The sequence below is a fragment of the Pantoea sp. SGAir0175 genome (assembly GCF_043547855.1).
Window position 1 is genome coordinate 2,328,679 of the sequence record NZ_CP028081.1, and the last position, 26,125, is coordinate 2,354,803.

The following is a 26,125-nucleotide window of genomic DNA, read 5'->3' on the forward strand; positions in this document are numbered from 1 at the left end:
CAAAAAAAGTGGATTAGAATTGCCCCGGTGCTGATCGTCGATCAGATTTTTCTAACTTTACCGCGGTCTGGCTTCCTGCCGACGGCTTAACCTGTAACCGGACTATGCGTTTACTGATTACGCTTTTCATACTGGCTTTTGCCCAACTGTTCTTTAATGTGGCGGCGGCTTCTCCGCATGCGCCGGTTAATGCCAGTTTGCAGAAAGCGGAGAAAAAGAACGCGCGTGAAGATGAGCGTCGCAAACGACGCCCGGTGAAAACCACCAGCAAAAAGTCACGCCTGACGTCGGTACAGAAGTTCAGGCTGAAAAAACAGCAGAAAAGCGAAACGGTACTTCAGCACACCACCCAGCGCAAATCCTCACTTAAGCTCAGTGCGAAAAAATATGGTCATCAGCGGCTGGCGAAAAAATCGCGTGACGTTGCCGTTGATGATGAAGTGCAGCAGCTGAGCGGCATTAAAATGAGCAAAGCCCACCGCCTGCGCTATCAAAAAGCACGTGAAACCGCGATGACGAAACTGATGGGCCAGCTGGGTAAACCGTATCAGTGGGGAGGCACCTCACCGCACACCGGTTTCGACTGCAGTGGTTTAGTGTGGTACGCCTACAAAGATCTGGTGAAGTTTAAATTTCCCCGCACCGCCAATGAGATGTATCACCTGCGCGACGCCGCGCCGATCAAGCGCGAGATGCTGGAGAAAGGCGATCTGGTGTTCTTCCGCATCAACAACCGCGGCACCGCCGACCATGTCGGGGTTTATCTGGGCAATGGTAAATTCATTCAGTCTCCGCGCACCGGTAAGGACATTCAGATTAGCGCGCTGGGCGAGGATTACTGGCAGAAGCATTACGTTGGCGCACGCCGTATGATGACGCCGAAAACCGTGCGCTAACCTCAGCGTTGCGCAACAAAAAAGCCGGTGGCTGTTCAGCAGCACCGGCTTTTTTATTAATGCAGAATGGCGGTAAAGCTAAAGGCAATAATCATCAGCAGAGCAGCGGCGGTGGTGGTCAATGCCAGTTTTAAATCGGTACTCATCACAACTCCTTAGTCACACAGATTGCATGGTTAAATAATTTTCGCACAGTGATGGGCAAAAATCTCGTGTTATCCGCCCCGGCTTGCTAGAATCGCCGCCTTTCGTTGCGCAACAGATTTAGCGCATGCTGCATTGACAGCCTGCTGAAGGATGTTTCCCTGCCCGATTAAGCAGATTAGCCCTGATATTCAGGGCGCAAAACCATTAGCAGACGCAAACGTTTAACAATATACTTATCAGTAAGTTGCGATAATCCCAGGAGTACCATTTTCATGGCAACCATTAAAGATGTGGCGAAACGCGCCGGGGTCTCAACCACCACGGTTTCGCATGTCATCAACAAAACGCGTTTTGTCGCGGAAGAGACGCGTAACGCCGTATGGGAAGCGATTAAAGCGCTGCACTATTCACCGAGCGCGGTGGCCCGCAGCCTGAAGGTGAATCACACCAAGACGCTGGGCCTGCTGGCGACCTCCAGCGAAGCGCCCTACTTCGCCGAAATTATTGAAGCCGTGGAGAATCACTGCTTTGAGCGTGGTTACACGCTGATTCTCGGCAACGCGCATAACGATCTGCAAAAACAGCGCGCTTATCTTTCGATGATGGCGCAAAAGCGCGTCGATGGCCTGCTGGTCATGTGCTCCGAATATCCCGACGATCTGCTGCAGATGCTCGAAGAGAACCGCAATATCCCGATGGTGGTCATGGACTGGGGCGAATCGCGCGGGGACTTTACCGATACCGTGCAGGACAATGCGTTCCACGGCGGTTACCTCGCCGGACGATACCTGATTGAGCGCGGCCATCGCGATATCGGTGCCATCCCCGGCCAGATGGAACGCAACACCGGTGGCGGACGTCATGCGGGTTTTCTGCAGGCGATGCAGGAAGCGGGCATCAGCGTCCGTCCCGAGTGGATTGTGCAGGGTGACTTCGAACCGGAGTCAGGTTATCAGGCGATGCAGCAGATTCTGAACCAGAAACAGCGCCCGACGGCGGTGTTCTGCGGCGGCGATATCATGGCGATGGGCGCGATTTGCGCGGCCGACGAGATGGGACTGCGCGTGCCGCAGGATATTTCGGTAATTGGCTATGACAATGTGCGCAACGCGCGCTACTTCACTCCGGCGCTGACAACCGTGCACCAGCCGAAAGCGCAGCTGGGGGAAAAGGCACTGGAGATGCTGCTGGACCGCATCACCAGCAAACGTGAAGAGCCGCAGACCATTGAAGTTCAGCCCACGCTGATTGAGCGCCGCTCCGTGGCCGATGGCCCGTTCCGCGATTACCGCCGTTAAGCCGCCTTCTCGCTGAGCCACTCGTGGTTCAGCGTCTCCGCATCGCCCAGATATTCCAGCAACCACGCCAGCGCCGGTGACGCGCGCTGCTCAGACCAGCTGACGCAACACGGGCTGTCCGGAAACGGCTGCGGCAACGCCAGCTCCACCAGCGCGCCGCTGTCCAGCAGCGGGCGCGCCAGGTGCCCCGGCACCATGCCCACGCACAACCCAGCCTGCAGGCAATCCAGCCCGGTTTCCCACTCCGGCACCACCAGACGCCGCTGGTTATCCAGCGTCCACGTCATGCGGCGCGGCAGCGCGCGCGATGTATCTTCCAGCACCAGCGACGGCCAGGCGCGCAGGGTTTCGTCGTCCAGCTGCGGGCTGCGGGCCAGCGCATGCTGCGGACTTACCACACAGCGCCAGTTGAGCGCGCCCATATCCTGAAAGGCGAAGCGGCCGCCGACCGGAATGGCCTGGGTGGCACCAATCGCCACATCGACACGCCCATCAGCCAGCGCGTCCCACACGCCGTTAAATACTTCGTAGCTGATGATCAGCTCCATATCGGGGAAATGGCGGTAAAAATCCTTTACCAGCTGGCGGGTGCGCTGCGGTTTGACGATGCAATCTACCGCGATACTGAGCTGACCGCGCCAGCCGTTAGCCAGCTGCTGACACTGACGGCGCGTGGCCAGCATTTTTTTGATAACAGAACGCCCTTCACGCACAAAATGCTCGCCTGCTGCCGTCAGCACCACTTCGCGATGCTGCCGCTCAAACAGCGGTACCGCCAGCCAGCCTTCCAGCTGGCGCACGGTATAGCTGATGGCAGAGGGCACGCGGTGCAGCTCCTGCGCCGCCGCGCTAAAACTGCCGGTGCGCGCTACCGCGTCCACCACCTCAAGTGCATATTCCGACCACATAGTTTTCCCATCAAAAATTTTAACAGCACCCTGCAAATATTAGCGTTTCACAAAGCCCGCTGCACCCTTTTACACTCCCCGCCGTTCAACCTGCCGAATGAGAAAAACCATGCTGTCATCCAAAGGATTTCTGCCTTACCTTGCCGTGCTGAGCATGCTCGGCTTCCTGGCCACCGATATGTATTTACCCGCCTTCGGCGCCATGCAGCGCGACTTTGCTTCCGCACCGGGCACCATCAGCGCCAGCCTGAGCTTGTTTCTGGGCGGCTTTGCCTGTGCGCAGGTGCTGTGGGGTGTGCTGTCGGACCGCTTCGGCCGTAAGCCGATTTTACTGGCGGGCCTGAGCCTGTTTGCGCTGAGCTGTCTTGCCATGCTGTGGGTGACTAACGTCTGGCTGATGCTGGTGCTGCGCTTTGTGCAGGCGGTAGGCGTGTGCGCCGCAGCGGTGAGCTGGCAGGCGCTGGTGGTTGACCGCTATCCGCAGGCCAAAGCCAACAAAGTGTTTGCCACGATTATGCCGCTGGTGGCGCTGTCACCGGCGCTGGCGCCGCTGCTGGGCGCCTGGCTGATGGCCCATTTTCACTGGCGCGCCATCTTCCTCGCGCTCACGCTGGTGACGCTGGTGCTGCTGTTCGGCACGCTGAAACTGGCCAGCGCGCCGCGTGCGCGCCACGACAGCGCGCCACAGCCGGGCTGGCTGACGCTGCTGGCGACGCGTATTTACAGCGGTAACGTACTAATTTATGCGGCCTGCTCCGCCAGTTTCTTCGCCTGGCTGACCGGCTCGCCGTTTATCCTCGCCGCCGCGGGTCTGAGCCCGGCGGACATTGGCCTGAGCTATATTCCGCAGACCATCGCCTTCCTGCTGGGCGGATTTGGCTGTCGCGCACTGCTGAACCGTTTTCAGGGTGCGCAGCTGCTGCCGTGGTTGCTGATGATTTACAGCCTGAGCATTCTGGGCCTGTTTGCGGTGGCGCTGATCACCACGCCGCCGCTGGTGGCTCTGCTGCTGCCGTTCTGCGGCATGGCGCTGGCCAATGGCGCGATTTACCCGATTGTGGTGTCCAGCGCCCTCGCCCCGTTCCCGCAGGCCACCGGCAAAGCGGCCGGCCTGCAGAATCTGCTGCAGCTGGGCTTATGCTTCCTCGCCAGCCTGATTGTTTCCGCCGGTCTGCAGCAGGCGCTGTTACATACCACACTGGTCATGGTGGCCACGGTGATTCTCGCCTGGGCCGGTTTCCTGTGGCAGCGCAGCGCCAGCGCACAAAGTGATATTGCTCACGCTTCCCGTCCCTGCGAAGATAATTGCTAAGGCAACGATTATCGTTAGCAAACTAACGATAAGCCATTGAATACTGACCTGCGTGAGCATATACTCAGTGGGTCAGCATTTCTGCAACAAATCAATAACATAATGAGCGTATTTTTTAGCGACACTGTCGCTGGGATGGCGTCTGCACGATATTCACCTCCGGAGTTGTGGCAGACATTTCTATTCAGATTCATACCTCTGTAGTACGTCGGCTATCTGGCGCACGGATTTTCCGTGAGTTCTCTCACAGGCCTGAGGAATTTGACTATTCTTTTTCTCAGGTTCAAATCGGAAAGGTGATGGAGAAGCTATGAGTTCATCGTGTATAGAAGAAGTGAGCCTTGAAGAAAACCAATGGTTTCGTATCGCCCATGAATTACTGGAGCGGGCGGACATTCACATCAACGGCACACGCCCCTGGGATATTCAGGTCAGACATGCGGATTTTTTCAAACGGGTCCTGCAGGAAGGATCGCTGGGCCTCGGTGAAAGCTACATGGACGGCTGGTGGGAGTGTGAACGTCTGGATATGTTCTTCCACCGCGTGCTGAAACATCATCTGGATAAGCAGTTACCGCACCATTTTAAAGACACGCTGCGCATTGCTGCGGCGCGCCTCACCAATCTGCAGTCAAAGAAACGCGCCTGGATTGTTGGTAAAGAGCACTACGATCTTGGCAACGATCTGTTTTCACTGATGCTCGATCCGTTTATGCAGTACTCCTGCGGCTACTGGAAAAGCGCGGAAACGCTGGAGCAGGCACAGCAGGACAAGCTGGATATGATCTGCCGCAAGCTGCAGCTTGAGCCGGGCATGACGCTGCTGGATATCGGCTGCGGCTGGGGCGGACTGGCGGAATTCGCCGCGCGTCATTACGGGGTGAAAGTGCATGGCGTGACTATCTCTGCCGAGCAGCAGAAAATGGCGCAGCAGCGCTGTGCCGGTCTGGATGTGACCATTCTGCTGCAGGATTACCGTGATTTGAACCAGCAGTTTGACCGCATCGTATCGGTGGGCATGTTCGAACACGTCGGGCCGAAAAACTATGCCACCTACTTCGATGTGGTTGATCGTAACCTGAAACCGGAAGGCCTGTTTTTGCTGCACACCATTGGGGCGATCAGAACCGACATGAACGTCGACCCGTGGATCGATAAATACATTTTCCCCAACGGCTGTTTACCGTCGGTACGGCAGATCGCCGATGCCAGCGAATCCCACTTCATCATGGAAGACTGGCACAACTTTGGCGCGGATTATGACACTACGCTGATGGCCTGGTACGAGCGATTCCAGGCGGCATGGCCGCAGCTGGCGGAGAAGTATGGCGAGCGTTTCGAACGGATGTTCAGCTATTACCTCAACGCCTGCGCCGGTGCGTTTCGCGCGCGGGATATTCAGCTGTGGCAGGTAGTTTTCAGCCGCGGCGCCGAAGGCGGTTTGCGCGTGGCGCGTTGATTTCCGTGCAATGCTAAAAGGCGCTTACCGCGCCTTTTTTATTCGCGATTACTCCGCGTCCGGCAGCGTTTGTGCCACCAGCGCAGCCGCGGCATCACGCTGCGCCAGCACACGTTCGACGGTGTCGACAATCGCCTGGGTATGCGGATCGATTTCGATATTGACCCGGTGCCCCAGCTTCTTCGCGCCCAGCGTGGTGCGCTCCAGCGTTTCCGGGATCAGATGCACGCAGAACTTACTTTTGGTGACATCACCGACTGTCAGGCTGATACCATCGATGCCGACGAATCCTTTATGCAGAATATATTTGATCTGCTCAGCGTCCTGTAATTTAAACCACACTTCGCGGTTATTCTCTGACTGGATAATTTTACAGATTTCGGCGGTGGTCATAATATGGCCGGACATCAGGTGTCCGCCAATTTCATCGCTGAATTTCGCGGCGCGCTCAATATTCACGATGTCACCAACCTGTAATTCACCAAGGTTGGTGATGCGCAGCGTCTCTTTGATGAGATCGAAGCTGACGCGATCGCCGTCAATGGCGGTCACCGTCAGGCAGCACCCGTTGTGCGCTACCGAGGCGCCCAGCGCCAGGCCGGGCAGCAGCTCAGCAGACAAGCGCACGGTGTGGGTGCGGAACAACTCTTTTTCTTCAATGGCGACAATTTCTGCCGTGCCCTGCACAATTCCGGTAAACATAATTTCAGCCTCTGCGAAGTTTGTGGCAGTTTATCACAGCTTGCGCCGCAAGGTTTAATTTGCCGGCGCGCAAACTTTACACAAATGGCGCAGCCAAATGCGATCAATGTTTGGCGGAAGTGCGGGCTACCGCTACACTAGGTCGCGCATTCTTTGGGGATTCCGCCCCGCTCTCTTCTTAAATTACGCAGGTGATACGTGCAGAAGTATTTAACAGAAGCGCGTCAATTGCTGGCCCTCGCGATCCCGGTCATCCTTGCTCAGGTGGCACAGACCGCGATGGGATTTGTGGATACCATAATGGCCGGTGCGGTGAGCGCCACGGATATGGCCGCCGTTGCTGTCGGCACCTCTATCTGGCTTCCCGCCATTTTGTTTGGTCATGGTCTGCTGCTGGCATTGACGCCAACCGTTGCGCAACTCAACGGATCCGGGCGACGCGAACGCATCGCAGAACAGGTGCGCCAGGGTTACTGGCTGGCGGCGGGCGTGGCGCTGCTGATTATAGTGGTGCTGTGGAACGCCGGCTACCTGATTCACACCATGCATGACATTGATCCTCAGCTGGCGGCCAAAGCAGAAGGTTATCTGCACGCGCTGTTGTGGGGCGCACCGGGCTACCTGTTTTTCCAGGTGGCACGTAATCAGTGTGAAGGGCTGTCGAAGACCAAGCCGGCGATGCTGCTGGGTTTCCTCGGCCTGCTGACCAACATTCCGCTGAACTATGTGTTTATTTACGGCCATTTCGGTATGCCTGCGCTGGGCGGCGTGGGCTGTGGCGTCGCCACCGCGTCGGTTTACTGGGTGATGTATCTGGTGATGCGCTTCTGGCTGAAGCGCATGCCGGCCATGCGCGATATTCGCATGCATAACCGCTGGTCGCCACCGTCGCGCACCATCCTGACGCGCCTGTTCACGCTGGGATTACCGGTCGCGCTGGCGCTGTTTTTCGAGGTCACGCTGTTTGCCGTGGTGGCGCTGCTGGTGTCGCCGCTCGGCATTGTGAAAGTCGCTGGTCATCAGATCGCGCTCAACTTTAGCTCGCTGATGTTTGTGCTGCCGCTGTCGCTCGGCGTCGCCACCACCATTCGCGTCGGCTACCGTCTGGGCCAGGGCTCGGCCGAACAGGCCCGCATCGCCGCGTGGACCGGTCAGGGCGTGGGTATCACCATGGCGGCGATCACCGCGCTGTTTACCGTGACCTTCCGCCACGATATTGCCGCGCTCTATACCGCGAATCCGGAAGTGATTACCCTGGCGGCGCAGCTGATGCTGCTGGCGGCCATCTACCAGTTCTCGGATTCGATTCAGGTGATCGGCAGCGGTATCCTGCGCGGCTATAAGGACACGCGCTCGATCTTCTTTATTACCCTGATCGCCTACTGGGTGCTGGGGCTGCCGGTGGGTTACGTGCTGGCGCTGACCGACTGGGTGGTGGCACCGCTGGGGCCGGCCGGTTTCTGGTGCGGATTTATCGTCGGTCTGACGTCGGCGGCGGTGATGATGATCTGGCGCATCCGCCGTCTGCAGCGTTTACCGGCGCAGGTGATTCTGGCGCGCGCCGCGCGCTAAGTGGCTGAGCGGGCGTTTATTTGGCCCGCAATGGCGAAAAAAACGACGCATAGCACAGTTGCTGGTCAGTCGTCAGGAAAAATCACTTTTCCGCTTGCCAGCATCACGGCCTGCCGTTAATATTCGTCCCCGCTGTCGCCCTGACAGCGTGTTGCGCTCTTAGCTCAGTTGGTTAGAGCACCACCTTGACATGGTGGGGGTCGATGGTTCGAGTCCATTAGAGCGCACCAAGTGCGTCCGTAGCTCAGTTGGTTAGAGCACCACCTTGACATGGTGGGGGTCGGTGGTTCGAGTCCACTCGGACGCACCAGATTTCTGAAATGCGCTCTTAGCTCAGTTGGTTAGAGCACCATCTTGACATGGTGGGGGTCGATGGTTCGAGTCCATTAGAGCGCACCACTTTTGCTGTTATCTCCCTTGCGCAACTCGCCTTTCCTTGATCTGAGTCGGTTTTCTCCCTCTGCTTTTATATTGGTTTTCGCATACTTAGCGACTATACTATGCCGCGTTGTTCCACCTGAAAGGTTTCAGCGCTAACGTGCCTATGCCAGCCACTTACATCATTTGCGCAACGCCGTCGCTACGGTCTCTCCGCCCGGCGCATAACTTCTCTGCACGCTTAGCCGTCGTCACCTATTCTTACTTCTGTGGCAAACGTACCAACACCAAACAGATTTTTACTTCGGTGCCAGGCGCATCGAACCCCGACCTTTATCATCCATCACAACTTACAGAAATCTGACATGAAAAAGACCAAGATCGTTTGTACTATCGGTCCGAAAACCGAATCCGAAGAGATGCTGACTCAACTGCTGGAAGCGGGCATGAACGTCATGCGCCTGAACTTCTCTCACGGGGATTATGCCGAACATGGTCAGCGCATCACCAACATGCGTGCCGTCATGGAAAAAACCGGTCGCCAGGCCGCGATTCTGCTGGACACCAAAGGCCCGGAAATCCGTACCATGAAACTGGACGGTGGCAATGATGTGTCCCTGAAAGCTGGCCAGACCTTCACCTTCACCACCGATCAGTCAGTGATTGGTAACAGCGAGCGCGTTGCCGTTACTTACGCCGGTTTCACCGAAGACCTGAAAATTGGTAACACCGTGCTGGTCGACGATGGTCTGATCGGCATGGAAGTCACCGAAGTCACCGAAAACACCGTGGTGTGTAAAGTGCTGAACAATGGCGACCTTGGCGAAAACAAAGGCGTCAACCTGCCAGGCGTGTCCATTCAGCTGCCGGCACTGGCGGAAAAAGACAAGCGCGATCTGATCTTCGGCTGCGAGCAAGGCGTGGATTTTGTTGCGGCTTCCTTCATCCGTAAACGTTCTGACGTGCTGGAAATCCGTGAGCACCTGAAAGCCCACGGCGGTGAGCACATTCAGATCATCTCCAAGATCGAAAACCAGGAAGGCCTGAACAACTTCGATGAGATCCTGGAAGCCTCTGACGGCATCATGGTCGCGCGTGGTGACCTCGGTGTGGAAATCCCGGTTGAAGAAGTGATCTTCGCGCAGAAGATGATGATCAAGAAGTGTAATAAAGCGCGCAAAGTGGTAATCACCGCGACGCAGATGCTGGATTCCATGATCAAGAACCCGCGCCCTACCCGTGCTGAAGCCGGCGACGTGGCCAACGCCATCCTCGACGGCACCGACGCGGTGATGCTGTCCGGTGAGAGCGCCAAGGGTAAATACCCGCTGGAGTCGGTCACCATCATGGCGACTATCTGCGAGCGTACCGATCGCGTGATGAAATCGCGCATCGATTCCCTGCAGGATTCGCGCAAGCTGCGTATCACTGAAGCAGTGTGCCGTGGCGCCGTTGAGACCGCTGAGAAACTGGAAGCGCCGGTGATTGTGGTGGCGACCGAAGGCGGTAAGTCAGCTAAATCCGTGCGTAAATACTTCCCGGATGCCACCATTCTGGCCCTGACCACTAACCAGACCACTGCGCGTCAGCTGATCCTCAGCAAAGGGATTGAAACGCGTCTGGTGAGCGAAATCGCCTCGACCGATGATTTCTACCGCATCGGCAAAGAGATGGCGCTGCAGAGCGGCTACGCGCAGAAAGGCGATGTCGTGGTGATGGTTTCGGGTGCGCTGGTACCGAGCGGAACCACCAACACCGCTTCGGTGCACGTACTCTGATCGAGCCGGTGATGTTTATTTAAAAGAGCGCCTTTCGGGGCGCTTTTTTTATTCCGCGCCTGAGACAGAAAGCGGAAAATTCCAATCGATAATAACTATTCAATATCCCGCAGAATTAAGGTTAATCCGATTAAATCTCTCTGTTTTCGCTAAATATTTTCATCATGTTCTGCGAAACGCTGCTTCTTTGAGCGAACGATCAAATTTAAGCATGTTCTCATCAAAAATTTATTCTCAACTTAAAAAGCTTTGTGTAATACTTGTAACGCTACATGGAGATTAACTCAATCTAGAGGGTATAAATAATGAATCGTACTAAACTGGTACTGGGCGCGGTAATCCTGGGTTCAACTCTGCTGGCTGGTTGCTCAAGCAACGCTAAAATCGACCAGCTGTCTTCAGACGTTCAGACTCTGAACGCTAAAGTTGACCAGCTGAGCAACGACGTGAACGCAATCCGTTCTGACGTTCAGGCTGCTAAAGACGACGCAGCTCGCGCTAACCAGCGTCTGGACAACCAGGCTCACTCTTACCGTAAGTAAGAGTTCTGGTTTGAAAAATGGTGCCCTTGTGGCACCATTTTTTTTGTCCGGATTCTGCCGTCCGCTGGCCCTGAATCACGGTGTCGCAGCGGCTTCGCCCTGCGCCTGACTGATGGTGGCTTGCGCACCGCCTGTTGCCCCCTGCTGCGTCTGCAGTACCGCCGGCAGCGGCGTCGCCTCATTCACCGGTTCCCCACTGCTCACCAGTACTGGCATACCTGAACGACGTTCAATCGCCGCCTTAATCAGCGCACTGTCGCTCTTCGCACTCTTTATAAAGGCTTTCAGCGGCGCGCTCAGCGCAATTGGCATGGTCTGCGGATCGTCCTGTTCATTACGCGACAGCGGCTGGTGTACCTCGATGTAGCGTTTGCCGTCGGGTTCGATGGCATATTTGATCGGCTGGTTAATCACCTGTACGCGTGTACCCTGCGGCACGCTGTTGAACAGCGCTTCGATATCGTCCGGGCGCAAACGAATACAGCCGGAGCTGACGCGCATCCCGATGCCGAAGTCGGCGTTGGTGCCGTGAATCAGATACTGGCCGCTGCCGCGCGCCAGACGCAGTGCAAACAGCCCCATCGGGTTATCCGGCCCGGCAGGCACCATCGCGGGCAGCGTGATGCCCTCTTTGGCGTAGCGTTTACGGATATTGACGGTGGGCGTCCAGGTGGGGTTAGGGATTTTCTGGCTGATACTTGTCACCATGCTCGGCGTGGCAGCACCCAACTGGCCGATGCCGATCGGATAAACCACGACGCGATTTTCCCCTTTGGGGTAGTAGTAGAGACGCAGTTCGGCCAGGTTGATCACGATGCCTTCACGCGGCGCATCCGGCAGCAGCATCTGCAGCGGCACGGTAAGCTGTGTTCCGGCTTTCGGCAGCCAGGGGTCGACGCCCGGGTTGGCTTCCAGCATGCCGAGCATGCCTATCTTATAACGCGCCGCAATGCTCTCCAGCGGCCGTTTGTCATCCGGGACGGTGGTCAGGGTGTTTTCGCCAATCAAACGGCTATCAGCGGCTGGCAGGGGGTATTCCGTAGCAAACGCAGGTGCAGACAGTCCGAAACAGGACAACAGCAATGCACCGGCTAAACGAAGCGCAGGTTTCATGCAATTTTCTCTTTGTCGGATGGAACAGACCCCGGTCATGGCCGGGGTCTGGAGAGTGTAACTTAGCTGAGAGACTGTGCGTTATGCCGGATCGCGCGAATCATCGCTTCCAGCCCCTGCGAACGCGAAGGGGTGAGGTGTTGCGTCAGGGCCAGTTCGCCAAACCAGTGGGCGACATCCAGTGCCAGAATCTCTGGCGCTTTCAGGCCCTGATACAGGCTAAATACCACGGCAATCAAGCCTTTAACGATGGCGGCATCGCTGTCACCTTCAAAAGCAATGGTGCCGTCTGCCTGTGGGGTCATGCGAATCCATACCTGACTCTGACAGCCGGAAATGACGTACTGCGGCTGATGCAAGCTTTCAGAGGATTCTGGTAATTTTGCCCCGAGTTCAATGATGTAGAGGTACTTCTCTTCCCAGTTGGCGCAACGATTGAAGTTGCGCACCAGTTTCTCTTTTTCTGGCAGGTTTGCCATGCATAACTCCTGAAATCTGCTCAACCGCCCAGCAGACGATGAATGCGCGTCAGGCCAGCCGCCAGGCGATCGGCTTCCTCTTCGCTGTTGTAGAGCGCGAAAGAGGCGCGACACATCGCGGGCACCGCATAATGACGCATCAGCGGCATGGCACAGTGGTGGCCGGTGCGGATGGCAATGCCGTACTGGTCGAGGAAGCTGCCAACGTCAAACGCGTGGTGCTTACCGAGGTTAAACGCCACCACGCCGCTGCGCTCGGCCGGGCCGTAAATAACCAGGTCCGGCACCGACGCCAGCTTGTCCAGCGCGTAACGCATCAGCTGGCTCTCGCGCTGATGGATCGTCTCCAGACCGAGTTCGCTGATCCACGTCAGCGCTGCGCCAAGGCCAATGATACCGCCGGTGTTCGGCGTGCCGGCCTCAAAGCGCCATGGTGCGCCATTCCAGGTGGTGCCGGTGGGCAGCATGACCTGATCGATCATCGAACCGCCGCCTTCCCACGGTGGCATGATCTCCTGCAGCGCCTTACGCGCGTACAGCACGCCAATCCCGGTCGGCCCATAGATTTTATGGCCGGAGAACACGTAGAAATCGCAGCCGATATCCTGCACGTCAACGGGGTGGTGCATCACAGCCTGAGCGCCGTCTACCAGCGTCACCACGCCCGCGGCTTTCGCCTGCGCCACGATGGCTTTCACCGGGTTAACCGTGCCGAGCACGTTGGAAACATGCGTCACGGCCAGCAGGCGCGTACGGCTGTCGATCAGCCCCGCCAGCTGTTCCAGCGCCAGCTCGCCGTTGTCGTTAAGTGGCAGCACACGGATTTCCGCGCCGGTGCGCTGGGCCACCATCTGCCACGGCACGATATTGGCGTGGTGCTCCATCTCGGTGACGATCAGGTTATCGCCCGGCTGCAGCTGACTGCCGCCCCAGCTGTTGGCCACCAGATTGATGCCTTCGGTGGTGCCTTTAACAAAGATGATCTCTTCGGCTGCCGCGGCATGCAGAAAACGCGCCGCCTGGGCGCGCACGTTTTCCATATCGCTGGTCGCCTGCGCGCTCAGCGAGTGAATGCCACGGTGCACGGCCGCATAGCCGTGCTGATAGAAGTGACTTTCCGCGTTGATCACGGCGAGCGGGCGCTGTGCGCTGGCCGCGCTGTCAAGGTAGGCCAGCGGATGTCCGTTGACCTCACGACTCAGAATCGGAAACTCCGCTCTGACTCGTTCGAGATCGAAACTCATGACTCAACTCCCGGGAAACGATCGGTAATACGTTGCAGTACCACCTGGCGCAGCGCGTCATCTTCCAGCGCTTCCGTCAGTTCAGCGGCGAAAGCATGGATGATCATCTGCTGCGCCGCGTCTTCGGCGATGCCGCGCGAGCGCAGATAGAACATCTGCTCGTCGTCGATGCGACCGATGGTCGCGCCATGGCTGCACTTGACGTCATCGGCGTAGATTTCCAGCTGCGGCTTGGTGTCCACTTCCGCCAGGCGACCGAGCAACAGGTTGTTGTTGGTCATCTGGCCATCAGTTTTCAGCGCGTGCTGTGCCACTTTGATGTGGCCGTTAAACACCGAGCGCCCTTTGTCACGCGAAATGGTTTTGTGCAGCTGGCGACTCAGGCAGTGGCCTTTGTTGTGCTCCAGATAGCTGCGCGTATCCGCCACTTCGCTGCCTACCGGCAGCACCAGGCTGTTCAGCGACAGCTGGGTGTTTTCACCGTTCAGCTGCACGCTGGTGTTATGACGCGACAAACCGGCACCCAGCAGGAAGCTGGTGCTGCTCACCTGCGCGTCACGGCCAATCACGATGTCGTTGTGCGCAAAGTGGTAGCTGCTGCTCTCTTCAAACGCCAGCTTGGTATGCTTCAGCTGCGCATTGTCGCCCACCGCAAAGGTAAAGCGCGCGCCGGTGAAGTGGGCGCTGCCATTCAGCGTCACGTAATGCTCGATCACCTGCGCTTCCGCGCCGGACTCCAGCTCCAGATGGTGACGGTGATGCACCGTGTTGAGCGCATCCGCCTGGCCGCTGGTAATGTGCAGCAGATAGAGCGGCTGCGCCGCAGCTTTGCCGCGCGGCAGACGAATCGAGGTCACCTCTTCCGCCAGACTTTCCGTCAGGTGCAGGAACACCTCCGGCTGCACTGCGGCCGGTAACAGACGTCGCTCAGCGGCACGGCTGTGCTGCACGTCAAACAGACCGGTGTCACGCGCGCTCAGCTCAGGCTGGAAGCGACCGTCGACGAACACCAGGCAAATCGCGTCCAGCGGCAGCGCCAGCGCAGCCACCTGCTCAGCGCTCACGCCTGGCGCGTCCGCCTGCACGAACTGCTGTGCCAGCAGGCTGTCCAGCGCGGTGTATTTCCAGTTTTCATGCTTGCGCGTCGGCAGGCCGACACGCATCAGTTGCTGCCAGTGCTGCTGTGCCTGCAGCGAACGCTGTTCGCCGCGTGACTCAAACAGGTGATGCCACTGCTGCAGCGCGTTATCACTCCTGGTCGGTAAGCCAGCCATAGCCTTGCTCCTCCAGCTGTTTCACCAGCGTAAAGTCGCCAGACTTCACGATTTTGCCCTGATACAGCACGTGCACGTGATCTGGCTTGATGTAATCCAGGATGCGCTGGTAGTGCGTTACGATGATGAATGAGCGCTTGCCGTCGCGCAGGCTGTTCACGCCTTCTGCAACAATTTTCAGCGCATCGATATCCAGACCGGAGTCGGTTTCATCAAGGATGCACAGCTCAGGCTCCAGCGCCGCCATCTGCAGGATGTCGTTACGCTTCTTCTCACCGCCGGAGAAGCCGACGTTGACGGAACGGGTCAGCAGATCTTCCGGCATCTTCAGCAGCTTGATCTTGTCTTCGATGAAGTCCTGGAAGTCGAAACGGTCCAGCTCTTCCTGCTCACGGTATTTACGCACCGCATTGACTGAGGTCTGCAGGAAAAACTGGTTGCTGACGCCCGGGATCTCGACCGGGTACTGAAACGCCATGAAGATGCCCTCACCGGCACGCTCTTCCGGCTCCAGCTCCAGCAGGTCCTTGCCTTTAAAGGTCACGGAACCGCCGGTGATTTCATAATCTTCACGACCGGCCAGCGTGGCAGACAGGGTGCTCTTGCCGGAGCCGTTCGGGCCCATAATGGCATGCACTTCGCCCGGCTTAACCTCAAGGTTCAGACCGCGCAAAATCTCTTTGTCTTCAACGCTAACCTGTAAATCTTTAATGCTTAACATACTCTTTCCTTCACATTGCTTCCGGCAACGCGTGTGGCATCAGCCGACACTGTGCTCAAGGCTGATCGCTAACAGTTTTTGCGCTTCCACGGCAAATTCCAGTGGCAGCTCGGAGAAAACGTCTTTGCAGAAGCCGTTGACGATCATCGAGATCGCATCTTCTTCGCTAATGCCGCGCTGCAGACAGTAGAACATCTGATCTTCACCGATGCGCGACGTCGTGGCTTCGTGCTCAAGCTGCGCGCTGTTGTTGCGCGTTTCCACGTACGGGAAGGTGTGCGCACCGCAGTCCGGTCCAATCAGCATCGAGTCACACTGGGTGAAGTTACGCGCGTTAGTCGCGGTCGGCATGATTTTCACCAGGCCGCGGTAGGTGTTCTGGCTCTTACCGGCCGAAATACCTTTCGAGATGATGGTCGATTTGGTGTTTTTACCAATGTGAATCATCTTGGTACCGGTATCGGCCTGCTGGCGACCGCTGGTCAGCGCGACGGAGTAGAATTCGCCCACTGAGTAATCACCGCGCAGGATGCAGCTCGGGTATTTCCAGGTGATGGCTGAGCCGGTCTCGGACTGCGTCCAAGACATCTTGCTGTGCTCGCCTTCACACAGCGCACGCTTGGTCACGAAGTTGAGGATACCGCCCTCGCCTTCTCCGCCCGGGAACCAGTTCTGCACCGTGGAGTATTTCACTTCGGCGTTTTTGTGGATGATCACTTCGACGACCGCTGCGTGCAGCTGGTAGGTGTCGCGCACCGGCGCTGAACAGCCTTCGATGTAGCTGACGTAGCTGTCTTCATCAGCAATCAGAATGGTACGCTCGAACTGGCCGGTTTTCGCCGCGTTGATGCGGAAATAGGTCGACAGCTCCATCGGGCAACGCACGCCTTTCGGGATGTAGACGAAGGTACCGTCGGACGCCACCGCCGAGTTGAGCGCAGCAAAGAAGTTATCGTTGTGCGGCACCACGGTGCCAAGATACTTCTGTACCAGCTCCGGATGATCGTGGATCGCTTCACCGAAGGAGCAGAAAATAATGCCCTGCTCAGCCAGCTTGTCACGATAAGTGGTCGACACGGACACCGAGTCGAAAATGGCGTCCACCGCCACTTCTCTGCCTTCACGCACCGGCACGCCCAGCTGGTTAAACGCGTCTTCCACTTCTTTGGTCAGGTAATCGCTGGAGGCGACGCTGCCGGACGTCTGGGTGGCACCCGGTTCAGAGGCACAGCTGTCATCGCAATTGCCGCAGGACGGCGCGGAATAGTAGCTGTAATCCTGATAATCGAGTTTGTCGTAGTGCGCTTTCAGCCAGTGTGGCTCTTCCATCTCCAGCCAGGCGCGAAACGCCTTGAGACGGAACTCCAGCATCCACTCGGGTTCGTTACGTTTGGCCGAAATGGCACGCACCACATCTTCATTGATGCCGTGTGCCAGTTCGTCGGTTTGCAGCTGGGTGAAGAAGCCTTCTTTATAGTTCAGGCTGCCTTCCCAGGTTTGTACATCGTCAGATGCTTCGCTGTGTCGTGACATATTTCACTTACTCGACGCCAAAGCTTTCACCGCACCCGCAGGCGTGCTGAGCTTTAGGGTTGTTGAATTTAAAAATCTGGTTCAGGCCTTCGCGGACATAATCCAGCTCGGTACCGTCAACAAACGGCATCGCCTGAAGCGGCACAAACAGTTTTGCGCCATATTGCTCGAACTGCAGGTCGTCATCGGCAGGCGCTTTCACCAGGTCCATAACGTACCCAAAACCGGCACAGCCGGACTGTTTCACACCCAGTTTCAGGCCCTTAACTTCCGGGTCCTGTTCCACCAGGCTGAGAATCTGTTTCGCTGCCGACTCGGTCAGCGTGAGCCCTTTCCAGACGAATTCGTCAGGTGAAAAAGACGCTGCATTTACTGATGACATAGTGCTACCTCGTAAGTCTGGGCCTTTTCAGGCTATCCCCCTATGGTAGTGATATCACATATCACTTCAACCTCTTGTTTTGCAGGGATAATCATCTCGTGCTGTTTTTTACTGCTGCTTTATTAAGCATAGTCCCTTCCCATCAGCTTGTGCGCGCCATTCCCGCGCGCGCTGTCAGAACGTAACCTGTTCATAAGCCGTAAATTTTCCAGTTCGCTTTTTACGTTTATGCTCTGATTGATAGGTTACGCCTTTGCTGAATGTAAAGAGATTGTTATTGCCGATTTTTGTAACAGGCAAAGGAAATCAATAAAATTTCACGGCGGGAATTGCATTCCTGGCGCGGTTTAATATGATAATGATTATCATTAACCTACTTTGGGTGGCGACATGACGCTTTCCGTCTCAGCCTGGTTACAACACAAAATCGACGAATATAAGTTTTCGATCCGCGATATCACCGTCGACTTCTATCTGGCTCAGGCAAAGCTCAACCGCACCGATTGTTCCATTGAACAACTGCGTCGTTTTAACGATACCTGTCTCGACATGGCCGAAATCTGCCAGCTGAACGGCGACGATCACAGCTACCTGCACGCGATGGGCAAGCTGCACCACCGCTTAGTGCAGGAGATGGGCAATGCCGATCGCGATCGCCTGTTCCGTATTCAGGCTTACCAGCTGGCGCGCCTGTCGCTGACCCGTTTGTGTCATCAACTGGCGCTCAGCGGCGACTGGGACCAGGCGACCCGCCTGCAAAGTGATTTCGTCCGCCACGCAGGCTGGATATTCTAATCCAGCTTTGTGACGGCTCCTACAATTTGTTTACATCAATTCCAGCAAAGCCTGTAGCGGATGGCGCATACCGTTGCCCTCGGCGCGTTTCACCTGGCTGCGGCAGGAGAAGCCGGTCGCCAGACAGCGCTGACGCGGCAGCTTCTGCAGTTGCGGATGCCACGACAGTTCATAAATGCCCAGCGAGTTGGCCAGGTTTTTACTCTCGTGACCATAAGTGCCGGCCATGCCACAGCAGCCCACGTTGATGTTCTCCAGCTTCGCGCCAAAACGGGCAAAAATAGCCTGCCACTGATTAGGCGTTGACGGCAGCGCCGTGACCTCAGTGCAGTGGGCAAACAGATACCAGGCTTCGCCGCTGGCGATCTGCACGTCGCGCCCGGCCAGCGCGCCGTGCAGCCATTCATGCACCAGCTGCACACTGAACGTGCCGCGCTGCTCGCCCAGCACCTGCTGATATTCGTCGCGATAGCACAATACCGTGGCCGGATCGACACCGACCATCGGCACACCGAGCTGCGCCACCCGGTTGAGGAACTCAGCGGTTTTGCCGGCGGTGCGGGCAAAGCGCTGCAGAAAACCTTTCACGTGCTGCGCTTTCCCGTTAGGAGAGAACGGTAGCAGCACCGGCCGGTAGCCGAGTTTTTCAATCAGCCGGATGAAATCGGTCACCAGCTGCGCTTCGTAATAGCTGGTAAACGGATCCTGCACCACCAGCACGTGCTGTTCGCGCTGGGCCGCATCCATCGCCTCCAGTTGCTCCAGCGTGACCCGCATCGCCGGGTGGCCGCTCAGCTGCTGCTTCAGGCTGGGCGAGGAGAGCAGCGGCAGATCCACCATGCCGATGTGGCGCTGGCTGAGGTCGCGCATCCACGGCTGTTTCAGGAAGAAGTTGAACACCCGCGGTGCTTTCGCCATTAGCGGCGCATAGCTTTCAACCGACGCCACCAGATGGTCGCTGACAGGGCGCAGATAGCGGGTGTGATAAAGCTGCAGGAAGCGCGAGCGGAAGTTCGGCACATCGATTTTAATCGGGCACTGCGTCGAACAGGCTTTACACGCCAGGCAGCCGGACATCGCCTCTTTCACTTCATGCGAGAAGTCATATTCGCCCTGCTTCGCATGCCACGAATTGCGCGTGCGCTGAATCAGACTGCGCAGGCTGGCGCCCTGTGCTGGCAAGGCCTGCTCCAGCTTAAGCGGGTCAACGCCCTGCTCCGCCAGCAGGCGCAGCCACTCACGCGTTAGCGTGGCGCGTCCTTTTGGCGAATGGATACGATTGCGGGTGATTTTCATCGACGGGCACATCGGGCTGCGCACGTCAAAGTTGAAGCACAGTCCGTTGCCGTTACACTCCATCGCGCCGCGCCAGTCATTGCGTACCGTCAGCGGAATCTGGCGATCCCAGCTGCCGCGCGTGGCGGCATCGACCTGCATCATGGGTTCGTCGTTACCCAGCGGCGTACAGATTTTGCCGGGGTTGAGACGGTTATCCGGATCGAACGCCGCTTTGATGCGACGCAGCTCATTAAACAGCGTTTCGCCAAAGAACGCCGGACTGTACTGGGCGCGAAAGCCTTTGCCGTGCTCGCCCCACAGCAGACCGCCGTAGCGCGCGGTAAGCGCCACCACTTCGTCCGAGATCTGCTTCATCAGCATCTCCTGCTGCGGATCGCACATGTCCAGCGCCGGACGCACGTGCAGCACGCCGGCATCCACGTGACCAAACATGCCGTAGCTCAGGCCGTGGCTGTCGAGCAGTGCACGAAAATCCACAATGTAATCCGCCAGATGCTCCGGCGGCACGGCGGTGTCTTCCACGAACGGAATCGGTTTGGCGCGCCCTTTGGCGTTGCCAAGCAGACCCACCGCTTTTTTACGCATGTTATAGATGCGCTCAATGCCCGCCAGATCATCACACAGCTGATAGCCCATCACGCCACCCTGCTGCTGCGCCATCAGCTCATCCAGCCGCGCGCACAGCGTGGTCACCTGCTGCGCAATCAGCGCCGCATCGTCGCCGGCAAACTCGACAATATTCAGGCCGAGCATCTCTTTGCCTGGCACATCGGTGATCAGCTCGCTGACTGAATGCCAGACGATATCCTCGCGCGCCAGGTTCAGCACTTTCGAATCCACCGTCTCCACCGACAGGGCCTGCGCCTCGACCATAAAAGGCGCATTGCGCAGTGCGGAATCGAACGAATCGTACTTAATGTTCACCAGCCGGCGCACTTTGGGAATAGGTGTGATATCCAGCCGGGCTTCGGTGATAAAGGCCAGCGTGCCTTCGGCACCGCACAACAGGCGCGTCAGGTCGAAAGTTTGCAAATCATCACTGAACACATGGCGCAGGTCATAACCGGTGAGGAAGCGATTCAGTTTGGGGAATTTTGCCAGAATCAGTTCACGCTGCTCGCGGCAGCGGTTAAGCACTGCTTTATAGATGCGCCCTTCAGCGGTCGGCGTCGTGGCCAGCTGTTCCGCCAGCGCGGTGGGCATGGCGCGCGTATCAAGAATTTCGCCGCCCAGCAGAACGGCTCGCAGGCCTTCGACGTGATCGGAGGTTTTGCCATACTCCAGCGATCCCTGACCGGAGGCATCGGTATTGATCATGCCGCCCAGCGTGGCGCGGTTACTGGTCGACAGCTCCGGAGAGAAGAAAAAGCCGTACGGCCTGAGCCAGGCGTTGAGCTGGTCCTTCACCACGCCGGCTTCAACCCGCACCCAGCCCTGCTCGGTGTTGATCTCAAGGATGCGGTTCATGTAGCGCGACATGTCGACCACAATGCCCTGATTGAGCGACTGCCCGTTAGTGCCGGTACCGCCGCCGCGCGGGGTAAACACCAGGCTGTTGAAACGTGGCTCACCAGCCAGTCGGGCAATCAGCGCCACGTCCGCCGTTGAACGCGGAAACAGCGCCGCATCGGGCAGGAGCTGATAGATGCTGTTATCGGTGGAGAGCGTGAGGCGGTCGGCATAGCTGGTCGCGGTGTCGCCGGTAAAACCTTGTTCTTTCAGCGACTGCAGGAATGTCAGCACCAGTTGAACGAGGCCTGGCGCCTGAGAAATCTGTGGGATCATTATTTCGTGACCGGGATGTTGTAAACGTTTGCGTGGTTAATTTTTTTCAGCTCTTGGTTGTATCACATTTTTTTGCCGCCCGCTGTTTTTTCAGGAAAACGGCCGCGTCGCGCTGCTTTTTCTGTTTAATTTTCAGGAAATAGATCATCATTGTGAAGGCGCCGCGGAGCGCCCTCCTGAAGGATTACTGAGGTCTGTGTTGTGATGAAAAGCCTGCAACGCGGTGTGGATCTACCGCAAATGTTGTTCTCGCTGATGTTTATTTTGCTGATGATCATTGCCTGTCTGTGGGTGGTGCAGCCGTTCATTCTCGGCTTCGCCTGGGCCAGCATGGTGGTGATTGCCACCTGGCCGCTAATGATTCGTCTGCAGCAACTGCTGTGGGGTCGCCGTTCGCTGGCGGTGATTGCCATGACGATTCTGCTGTTGCTGCTGTTTATTATTCCAATCGCGCTGCTGGTCAGCAGCCTGATTGATAACAGCGCGCCGGTCATCGCCTGGGCGACCCAGCGCCATCTGGTGCTGCCGGATCTTGCCTGGCTGCGCGATATTCCCTATGCCGGACGCAAACTCTATTCCAGCTACCATAAACTGATCGACGGCGGCGGCGCGGCGATCATGAGCCAGGTCCAGCCTTATATTGGTCGCACCACCGGCTTCTTTGTCGCCCAGGCCGGACACTTTGGCCGTTTCATGCTGCACCTTGCCCTGATGCTGCTGTTCAGCGTGCTGCTGTACTGGCGCGGTGAGCAGGTTGGTCTCGGCATCCGGCACTTTGCCTACCGCATGGGCGGACGGCGCGGTGACGCCGCCGTGCTGCTGGCCGGTCAGGCGATCCGTGCCGTGGCGCTCGGCGTGGTGGTGACTGCGCTGGTGCAGGGCGTGCTGGGCGGCATCGGTCTGGCGATTTCCGGCATTCCGTATGCCACGCTGCTGACCGTATTAATGATTCTTACCTGCCTGGTGCAGCTTGGACCGTTGATTGTGCTGGTGCCGGCAATTATCTGGCTCTACTGGAGCGGCGACACCACCTGGGGCACGGTGCTGCTGGTGTGGAGCTGCGTGGTCGGCACGCTGGATAACGTGCTGCGTCCGATGCTGATTCGCATGGGCGCTGATTTACCGATGATTCTGATACTTTCCGGCGTCATCGGCGGGCTGATCGCCTTCGGTATGATTGGACTGTTTATCGGTCCGGTCGTGCTGGCGGTCTCTTACCGGCTGGTTTCGGTGTGGATGCATGAAGCGCCGGCACCGGATGACGATCCGGAAACGGCCATCGAAGCACTGGCCGAACACGAAGAGCCGCAGCCGTAACGCGCTTCCGGCGCATAACCGGGCCCCAGGCCCGGTTTGCTTATCCGCTTTTCCCTCTCCGCACCCATCGCGATTTGCATTAGTCAGCCGTGGTTAACACTCATTAATCCGTACCACTTAATTTCGCGGCACAATAATTTTTTCCATTAGTGATTTTTAAGAAAAAACGCACTTTTCAGCGTTTAAGCCCGATCGCACCGATAAAATGATTATTTTTCGCACTGATTCCTGTGCCGGATGGGTCATAAAACGTAATGAAAGATTATCAGCTTTAAACTAATAAGAGGATTCTTAAAGACGCCAGCGGCTGCGGTGAATAACATGTTCACTATGTTTTAAATCAAGCCACTGATTTTTAAACAACCTTTTTCCCCTGAGTAAAGTGAAGAATTGCTGTGTGTAGTCTTTGCCCATCCCCTGTGATGGGCTTTTTTTTGCCTGCAATTCAGCGATAAACAGAGCGGCCCGGCGGCGAACGCCGTCAGCGCTGGGTTTATGGCAATCTTATGTTGTGAAAAGTGGGATGGGATAAGGGACAGGTGCCCGACGGTTGCCGGGCACCAGGCAGGTATAACAGATTACGCTTTGGCCGCGTCCAGCTCAGCGAGGCTCAGCCAGGTTTCCACCACGGTATCCGGGTTGAGCGACAGGCTGTCGATGCCCTGCTCCATCAGCCAGGCAGCAAAGTCCTGATGATCGGAAGGTCCCTGGCCGCAGATACCGACGTATTTACCCTGCTTCTTCGCCGCCTGAATCGACATCGACAGCAGCGCCTTCACCGCATCGTTGCGCTCATCAAACAGCGCCGACACCACGCCGGAGTCGCGATCCAGCCCCAGCGCCAGCTGCGTCATGTCGTTGGAGCCGATAGAGAAGCCGTCAAAATGCTGCAGGAACTGCTCTGCCAGCAGCGCGTTGGACGGGATCTCACACATCATGATCACCTTCAGTCCGTTCTCGCCGCGTTTCAGGCCCTGCTTCGCCAGCTCGGCCACCACGGCCTCGGCCTGATCGACGGTGCGTACAAACGGCACCATGATCTCAACGTTGGTCAGCCCCATCTCGTTGCGCACGCGCTTCACGGCTTCACACTCCAGCGCAAAGCAGTCGCGGAAGCTGTCGGCCACGTAGCGTCCGGCACCGCGGAAGCCCAGCATCGGGTTTTCCTCTTCCGGCTCGTAACGCTCGCCGCCGACCAGGTTGGCATACTCGTTGGTTTTGAAATCCGACAACCGCACTATCACCCGCTTCGGCGCGAAGGCCGCGCCCAGCGTGGCGATACCTTCGGTCAGGCGCGCGATGTAGAACTCCACCGGATCGTCAAAGCCTTTCATCATCTGACCAATCTGCGCCTGCAGTTCCGGCGTCTGCTGATCAAACTCCAGCAGGGCTTTCGGGTGCACGCCAATCATGCGGTTGATGATGAACTCCAGACGCGCCAGTCCAACGCCTTCATTGGGCAGGCAGGCAAAGTCAAACGCGCGATCCGGGTTACCGACGTTCATCATAATTTTCAGCGGCAGATCCGGCATGGTATCAACCTGCGAGCTGGTGACTTCAAAGTCCAGCAGATCGTTATACACATAGCCGGTATCGCCTTCGGCGCAGGACACCGTGACCTTATGACCGTCCTTCAGGTGCTCGGTGGCGTCACCACAGCCCACCACTGCCGGAATGCCCAGCTCGCGCGCAATAATTGCCGCGTGACAGGTCCGCCCGCCACGGTTGGTGACGATCGCCGACGCCTTCTTCATGATCGGTTCCCAGTCCGGGTCGGTCATGTCGGTGACCAGCACATCGCCTTTCTCGATGCGGTGCATCTCGCTGATGTCGTGAATCACCTTCACTTCACCCGCACCGATGCGATGGCCGATGGCCCGGCCTTCCACCAGCACGCTGCCTTTGCCCTGCAGGCTGTAGCGTTCCATCACCTGTCCGTTGGAACGCACCGTTTCCGGCCGCGCCTGCACGATGAACAGTTTGCCGGTGTGGCCATCTTTGGCCCACTCAATATCCATCGGACGCTTATAGTGCTGCTCAATCAGCACCGCCTGGCGCGCCAGTGCCTGCACTTCGTCATCGGTCAGGCTAAAGCGGTCTCGCTGTTCCTGTTCCACGTCCTCAATGCGCACCTGTTCGCCGTGCTCCTGCGAATCGGCATACACCATGCGGATCTTCTTCGAGCCCAGCGTACGGCGCACAATCGCCGGGCGATTAGCAGCCAGCGTCGGTTTGTGCACGTAAAACTCATCCGGGTTAACCGCGCCCTGCACCACCATTTCGCCAAGACCGAACGCCGAGGTGATGAACACCACCTGGTCGAAGCCGGATTCGGTATCAATGGTGAACATCACGCCGGAGGAGGCGAGATCGGAACGTACCATGCGCTGTACACCGGCCGAGAGCGCCACGCCACGGTGGTCATAGCCCTGATGCACGCGGTATGAAATGGCGCGATCGTTAAACAGCGAGGCGAATACGTGCTTCACGGCCACCAGCACCGCGTCGAAGCCCTGCACGTTAAGGAAAGTTTCCTGCTGGCCAGCAAACGAGGCATCGGGCATATCCTCGGCGGTGGCCGAAGAGCGCACCGCAAAGGAGGCTTCGGCGTCATCAGCAGAAAGTTGTTCATAGGCGCTGCGAATCGCCGCTTCCAGCTCTGGCTGGAAAGGCGTATCCACCACCCATTGACGAATCTGTTTGCCGGCCTGCGCCAGCGCTGCAACATCATCAATATCCGTGTTGTCCAGCAATGCATAAATACGCTGGTTCAGTCCGCTTTGGTCGAGAAACTGATTAAAAGCGTAAGATGTCGTCGCGTAGCCGTTTGGCACGGATACCCCGAGCGACGACAAATTGGTAATCATTTCTCCCAGGGAAGCATTCTTGCCCCCTACCCGATCAACATCATGCATGCCAAGCTGGTTGTACCAGAGCACTAGCGACTGTTGGTCTTGATTGGACATTGAGATTATCCTTTTAAATGATTGGAGCACATGGAACATTTTGCTATTCGCCAAATCAGCCTGGCACAATCAATTAATAAAGACTAAGTGTTGAATCGTTAAAGCAGAAAATCAGCGTTAAAATCGGATTACTCCCCGAAAAGCGCCTTGTTGCGCAACGCAGCTATTTTTTACCAACCTATTGGCAATGCGATATTTTTCACTTTTTCATGAGGTTAGCCACGA

The 26,125-nt window shown here is 57.2% G+C and carries 21 protein-coding genes, 3 tRNA genes and 1 other RNA gene; 13 read left to right on the forward strand and 12 right to left on the reverse strand.

Going from position 1 to position 26,125, the window contains the following annotated elements; genetic code table 11:
* Window positions 1-104: 104 nt before the first annotated feature.
* On the forward strand, window positions 105-896 hold the full coding sequence (locus tag C1N56_RS10755; RefSeq protein WP_058757687.1) for a C40 family peptidase: 792 nt from the start codon (window positions 105-107) through the stop codon (window positions 894-896).
* 56 nt (window positions 897-952) lie between these two features.
* On the opposite strand, the gene C1N56_RS10760 is transcribed toward C1N56_RS10755, so the two are convergent.
* The gene (locus C1N56_RS10760) at window positions 953-1,042 is read right to left on the reverse strand and encodes a cytochrome bd-I oxidase subunit CydH (protein WP_021506219.1); all 90 of its coding nucleotides are present in this window, start codon (window positions 1,040-1,042) and stop codon (window positions 953-955) included.
* Between the two features lie 273 nt (window positions 1,043-1,315).
* On the opposite strand from C1N56_RS10760, the gene purR reads away from it, so the two are divergent.
* Window positions 1,316-2,341 carry an HTH-type transcriptional repressor PurR gene (gene purR, locus C1N56_RS10765; RefSeq protein WP_021506220.1) on the forward strand — a complete coding sequence of 342 codons (1,026 nt, stop codon included), beginning with the start codon at window positions 1,316-1,318 and terminating at the stop codon, window positions 2,339-2,341.
* Here the strand turns inward: purR and punR are convergent.
* Entirely contained in the window at window positions 2,338-3,249 is a 912-nt protein-coding gene (gene punR, locus C1N56_RS10770; protein WP_058757686.1) for a DNA-binding transcriptional activator PunR, read from the reverse strand. The genes purR and punR overlap by 4 nt on opposite strands.
* Window positions 3,250-3,358: 109 nt before the next feature.
* Between punR and punC the strand changes: the two genes are divergently transcribed.
* Both punC and cfa read left to right on the forward strand, forming a co-directional pair.
* Window positions 3,359-4,561, forward strand: a complete 1,203-nt coding sequence (punC, locus tag C1N56_RS10775) for a purine nucleoside transporter PunC (RefSeq protein ID WP_394516647.1) — start codon at window positions 3,359-3,361, stop codon at window positions 4,559-4,561.
* 310 nt (window positions 4,562-4,871) lie between these two features.
* Window positions 4,872-6,020 carry a cyclopropane fatty acyl phospholipid synthase gene (cfa, locus tag C1N56_RS10780; protein WP_021506223.1) on the forward strand — a complete coding sequence of 383 codons (1,149 nt, stop codon included), beginning with the start codon at window positions 4,872-4,874 and terminating at the stop codon, window positions 6,018-6,020.
* Window positions 6,021-6,068: 48 nt separating this feature from the next.
* Here the strand turns inward: cfa and C1N56_RS10785 are convergent, their stop codons facing one another.
* Window positions 6,069-6,722 (reverse strand): riboflavin synthase subunit alpha, encoded by a 654-nt coding sequence (locus C1N56_RS10785; RefSeq protein ID WP_394516648.1) that lies wholly within the window; start codon window positions 6,720-6,722, stop codon window positions 6,069-6,071.
* A 198-nt stretch (window positions 6,723-6,920) separates the two neighbouring features.
* Between C1N56_RS10785 and C1N56_RS10790 the strand changes: the two genes are divergently transcribed.
* From C1N56_RS10790 to C1N56_RS10815, 6 genes are all read left to right on the forward strand, one after another.
* Window positions 6,921-8,294, forward strand: a complete 1,374-nt coding sequence (locus C1N56_RS10790) for an MATE family efflux transporter (RefSeq protein WP_394516649.1) — start codon at window positions 6,921-6,923, stop codon at window positions 8,292-8,294.
* 153 nt (window positions 8,295-8,447) lie between these two features.
* Window positions 8,448-8,524: transfer RNA gene (locus C1N56_RS10795), tRNA-Val, on the forward strand.
* Between the two features lie 3 nt (window positions 8,525-8,527).
* Window positions 8,528-8,604 (forward strand) — tRNA-Val (locus C1N56_RS10800).
* Between the two features lie 12 nt (window positions 8,605-8,616).
* Window positions 8,617-8,693: transfer RNA gene (locus C1N56_RS10805), tRNA-Val, on the forward strand.
* A gap of 344 nt (window positions 8,694-9,037) precedes the next feature.
* Entirely contained in the window at window positions 9,038-10,450 is a 1,413-nt protein-coding gene (pykF, locus tag C1N56_RS10810) for a pyruvate kinase PykF (protein WP_021506226.1), read from the forward strand.
* A gap of 305 nt (window positions 10,451-10,755) precedes the next feature.
* Entirely contained in the window at window positions 10,756-10,992 is a 237-nt protein-coding gene (locus C1N56_RS10815; RefSeq protein WP_007374746.1) for a major outer membrane lipoprotein, read from the forward strand.
* 75 nt (window positions 10,993-11,067) lie between these two features.
* Here the strand turns inward: C1N56_RS10815 and C1N56_RS10820 are convergent, their stop codons facing one another.
* The 7 genes from C1N56_RS10820 to sufA all read right to left on the reverse strand — a co-directional run bounded on the left by C1N56_RS10820 (window position 11,068) and on the right by sufA (window position 17,738).
* A complete protein-coding gene (locus tag C1N56_RS10820) occupies window positions 11,068-12,105 on the reverse strand; it encodes a L,D-transpeptidase family protein (RefSeq protein WP_058780649.1) in 1,038 nt (345 codons plus the stop codon).
* A gap of 62 nt (window positions 12,106-12,167) precedes the next feature.
* On the reverse strand, window positions 12,168-12,584 hold the full coding sequence (sufE, locus tag C1N56_RS10825) for a cysteine desulfuration protein SufE (protein WP_021506228.1): 417 nt from the start codon (window positions 12,582-12,584) through the stop codon (window positions 12,168-12,170).
* A gap of 20 nt (window positions 12,585-12,604) precedes the next feature.
* Window positions 12,605-13,828 carry a cysteine desulfurase SufS gene (gene sufS / locus C1N56_RS10830; protein WP_058769697.1) on the reverse strand — a complete coding sequence of 408 codons (1,224 nt, stop codon included), beginning with the start codon at window positions 13,826-13,828 and terminating at the stop codon, window positions 12,605-12,607.
* The gene (sufD, locus tag C1N56_RS10835; RefSeq protein ID WP_394516650.1) at window positions 13,825-15,102 is read right to left on the reverse strand and encodes a Fe-S cluster assembly protein SufD; all 1,278 of its coding nucleotides are present in this window, start codon (window positions 15,100-15,102) and stop codon (window positions 13,825-13,827) included. The genes sufS and sufD overlap by 4 nt, the downstream gene beginning before the upstream one ends.
* A complete protein-coding gene (gene sufC, locus C1N56_RS10840; RefSeq protein ID WP_021506231.1) occupies window positions 15,077-15,823 on the reverse strand; it encodes a Fe-S cluster assembly ATPase SufC in 747 nt (248 codons plus the stop codon). The genes sufD and sufC overlap by 26 nt, the downstream gene beginning before the upstream one ends.
* 39 nt (window positions 15,824-15,862) lie before the next feature.
* Window positions 15,863-17,356: a Fe-S cluster assembly protein SufB gene (gene sufB / locus C1N56_RS10845; RefSeq protein ID WP_021506232.1), complete on the reverse strand. Its 1,494-nt coding sequence runs from the start codon at window positions 17,354-17,356 to the stop codon at window positions 15,863-15,865.
* A gap of 7 nt (window positions 17,357-17,363) precedes the next feature.
* Window positions 17,364-17,738, reverse strand: a complete 375-nt coding sequence (sufA, locus tag C1N56_RS10850; protein ID WP_010616252.1) for a Fe-S cluster assembly scaffold SufA — start codon at window positions 17,736-17,738, stop codon at window positions 17,364-17,366.
* A 390-nt stretch (window positions 17,739-18,128) separates the two neighbouring features.
* On the opposite strand from sufA, the gene C1N56_RS10855 reads away from it, so the two are divergent.
* Window positions 18,129-18,533, forward strand: a complete 405-nt coding sequence (locus C1N56_RS10855; RefSeq protein WP_058769696.1) for a hypothetical protein — start codon at window positions 18,129-18,131, stop codon at window positions 18,531-18,533.
* 30 nt (window positions 18,534-18,563) lie between these two features.
* Here C1N56_RS10855 and C1N56_RS10860 read toward each other — a convergent pair whose 3' ends face one another.
* On the reverse strand, window positions 18,564-21,617 hold the full coding sequence (locus tag C1N56_RS10860) for a D-2-hydroxyglutarate dehydrogenase YdiJ (RefSeq protein WP_394516651.1): 3,054 nt from the start codon (window positions 21,615-21,617) through the stop codon (window positions 18,564-18,566).
* A gap of 204 nt (window positions 21,618-21,821) precedes the next feature.
* Here C1N56_RS10860 and ydiK point away from each other — a divergent pair, with 204 nt between their 5' ends.
* Window positions 21,822-22,934, forward strand: a complete 1,113-nt coding sequence (ydiK, locus tag C1N56_RS10865; protein WP_021506235.1) for an AI-2E family transporter YdiK — start codon at window positions 21,822-21,824, stop codon at window positions 22,932-22,934.
* Between the two features lie 330 nt (window positions 22,935-23,264).
* Window positions 23,265-23,372, forward strand: an RNA gene (gene rprA, locus C1N56_RS10870) — antisense sRNA RprA.
* Window positions 23,373-23,512: 140 nt separating this feature from the next.
* Here rprA and ppsA read toward each other — a convergent pair.
* On the reverse strand, window positions 23,513-25,900 hold the full coding sequence (gene ppsA, locus C1N56_RS10875) for a phosphoenolpyruvate synthase (RefSeq protein WP_031279179.1): 2,388 nt from the start codon (window positions 25,898-25,900) through the stop codon (window positions 23,513-23,515).
* Window positions 25,901-26,125: the final 225 nt, after the last annotated feature.

What these genes read in the sequence shown, in the direction of transcription:
- sufB (WP_021506232.1), bottom strand. Translation starts at nt 17,356, where the DNA reads ATGTCACGACACAGCGAAGCATCTGACGATGTACAAACCTGGGAAGGC.
- C1N56_RS10855 (WP_058769696.1), top strand. Translation starts at nt 18,129, where the DNA reads ATGACGCTTTCCGTCTCAGCCTGGTTACAACACAAAATCGACGAATAT.
- punR (WP_058757686.1), bottom strand. Translation starts at nt 3,249, where the DNA reads ATGTGGTCGGAATATGCACTTGAGGTGGTGGACGCGGTAGCGCGCACC.
- cfa (WP_021506223.1), top strand. Translation starts at nt 4,872, where the DNA reads ATGAGTTCATCGTGTATAGAAGAAGTGAGCCTTGAAGAAAACCAATGG.
- C1N56_RS10785 (WP_394516648.1), bottom strand. Translation starts at nt 6,722, where the DNA reads ATGTTTACCGGAATTGTGCAGGGCACGGCAGAAATTGTCGCCATTGAA.
- sufS (WP_058769697.1), bottom strand. Translation starts at nt 13,828, where the DNA reads ATGAGTTTCGATCTCGAACGAGTCAGAGCGGAGTTTCCGATTCTGAGT.
- C1N56_RS10815 (WP_007374746.1), top strand. Translation starts at nt 10,756, where the DNA reads ATGAATCGTACTAAACTGGTACTGGGCGCGGTAATCCTGGGTTCAACT.
- pykF (WP_021506226.1), top strand. Translation starts at nt 9,038, where the DNA reads ATGAAAAAGACCAAGATCGTTTGTACTATCGGTCCGAAAACCGAATCC.
- punC (WP_394516647.1), top strand. Translation starts at nt 3,359, where the DNA reads ATGCTGTCATCCAAAGGATTTCTGCCTTACCTTGCCGTGCTGAGCATG.
- sufC (WP_021506231.1), bottom strand. Translation starts at nt 15,823, where the DNA reads ATGTTAAGCATTAAAGATTTACAGGTTAGCGTTGAAGACAAAGAGATT.
- C1N56_RS10860 (WP_394516651.1), bottom strand. Translation starts at nt 21,617, where the DNA reads ATGATCCCACAGATTTCTCAGGCGCCAGGCCTCGTTCAACTGGTGCTG.
- C1N56_RS10755 (WP_058757687.1), top strand. Translation starts at nt 105, where the DNA reads ATGCGTTTACTGATTACGCTTTTCATACTGGCTTTTGCCCAACTGTTC.
- sufA (WP_010616252.1), bottom strand. Translation starts at nt 17,738, where the DNA reads ATGTCATCAGTAAATGCAGCGTCTTTTTCACCTGACGAATTCGTCTGG.
- C1N56_RS10820 (WP_058780649.1), bottom strand. Translation starts at nt 12,105, where the DNA reads ATGAAACCTGCGCTTCGTTTAGCCGGTGCATTGCTGTTGTCCTGTTTC.
- sufD (WP_394516650.1), bottom strand. Translation starts at nt 15,102, where the DNA reads ATGGCTGGCTTACCGACCAGGAGTGATAACGCGCTGCAGCAGTGGCAT.
- sufE (WP_021506228.1), bottom strand. Translation starts at nt 12,584, where the DNA reads ATGGCAAACCTGCCAGAAAAAGAGAAACTGGTGCGCAACTTCAATCGT.
- C1N56_RS10760 (WP_021506219.1), bottom strand. Translation starts at nt 1,042, where the DNA reads ATGAGTACCGATTTAAAACTGGCATTGACCACCACCGCCGCTGCTCTG.
- ydiK (WP_021506235.1), top strand. Translation starts at nt 21,822, where the DNA reads ATGAAAAGCCTGCAACGCGGTGTGGATCTACCGCAAATGTTGTTCTCG.
- purR (WP_021506220.1), top strand. Translation starts at nt 1,316, where the DNA reads ATGGCAACCATTAAAGATGTGGCGAAACGCGCCGGGGTCTCAACCACC.
- ppsA (WP_031279179.1), bottom strand. Translation starts at nt 25,900, where the DNA reads ATGTCCAATCAAGACCAACAGTCGCTAGTGCTCTGGTACAACCAGCTT.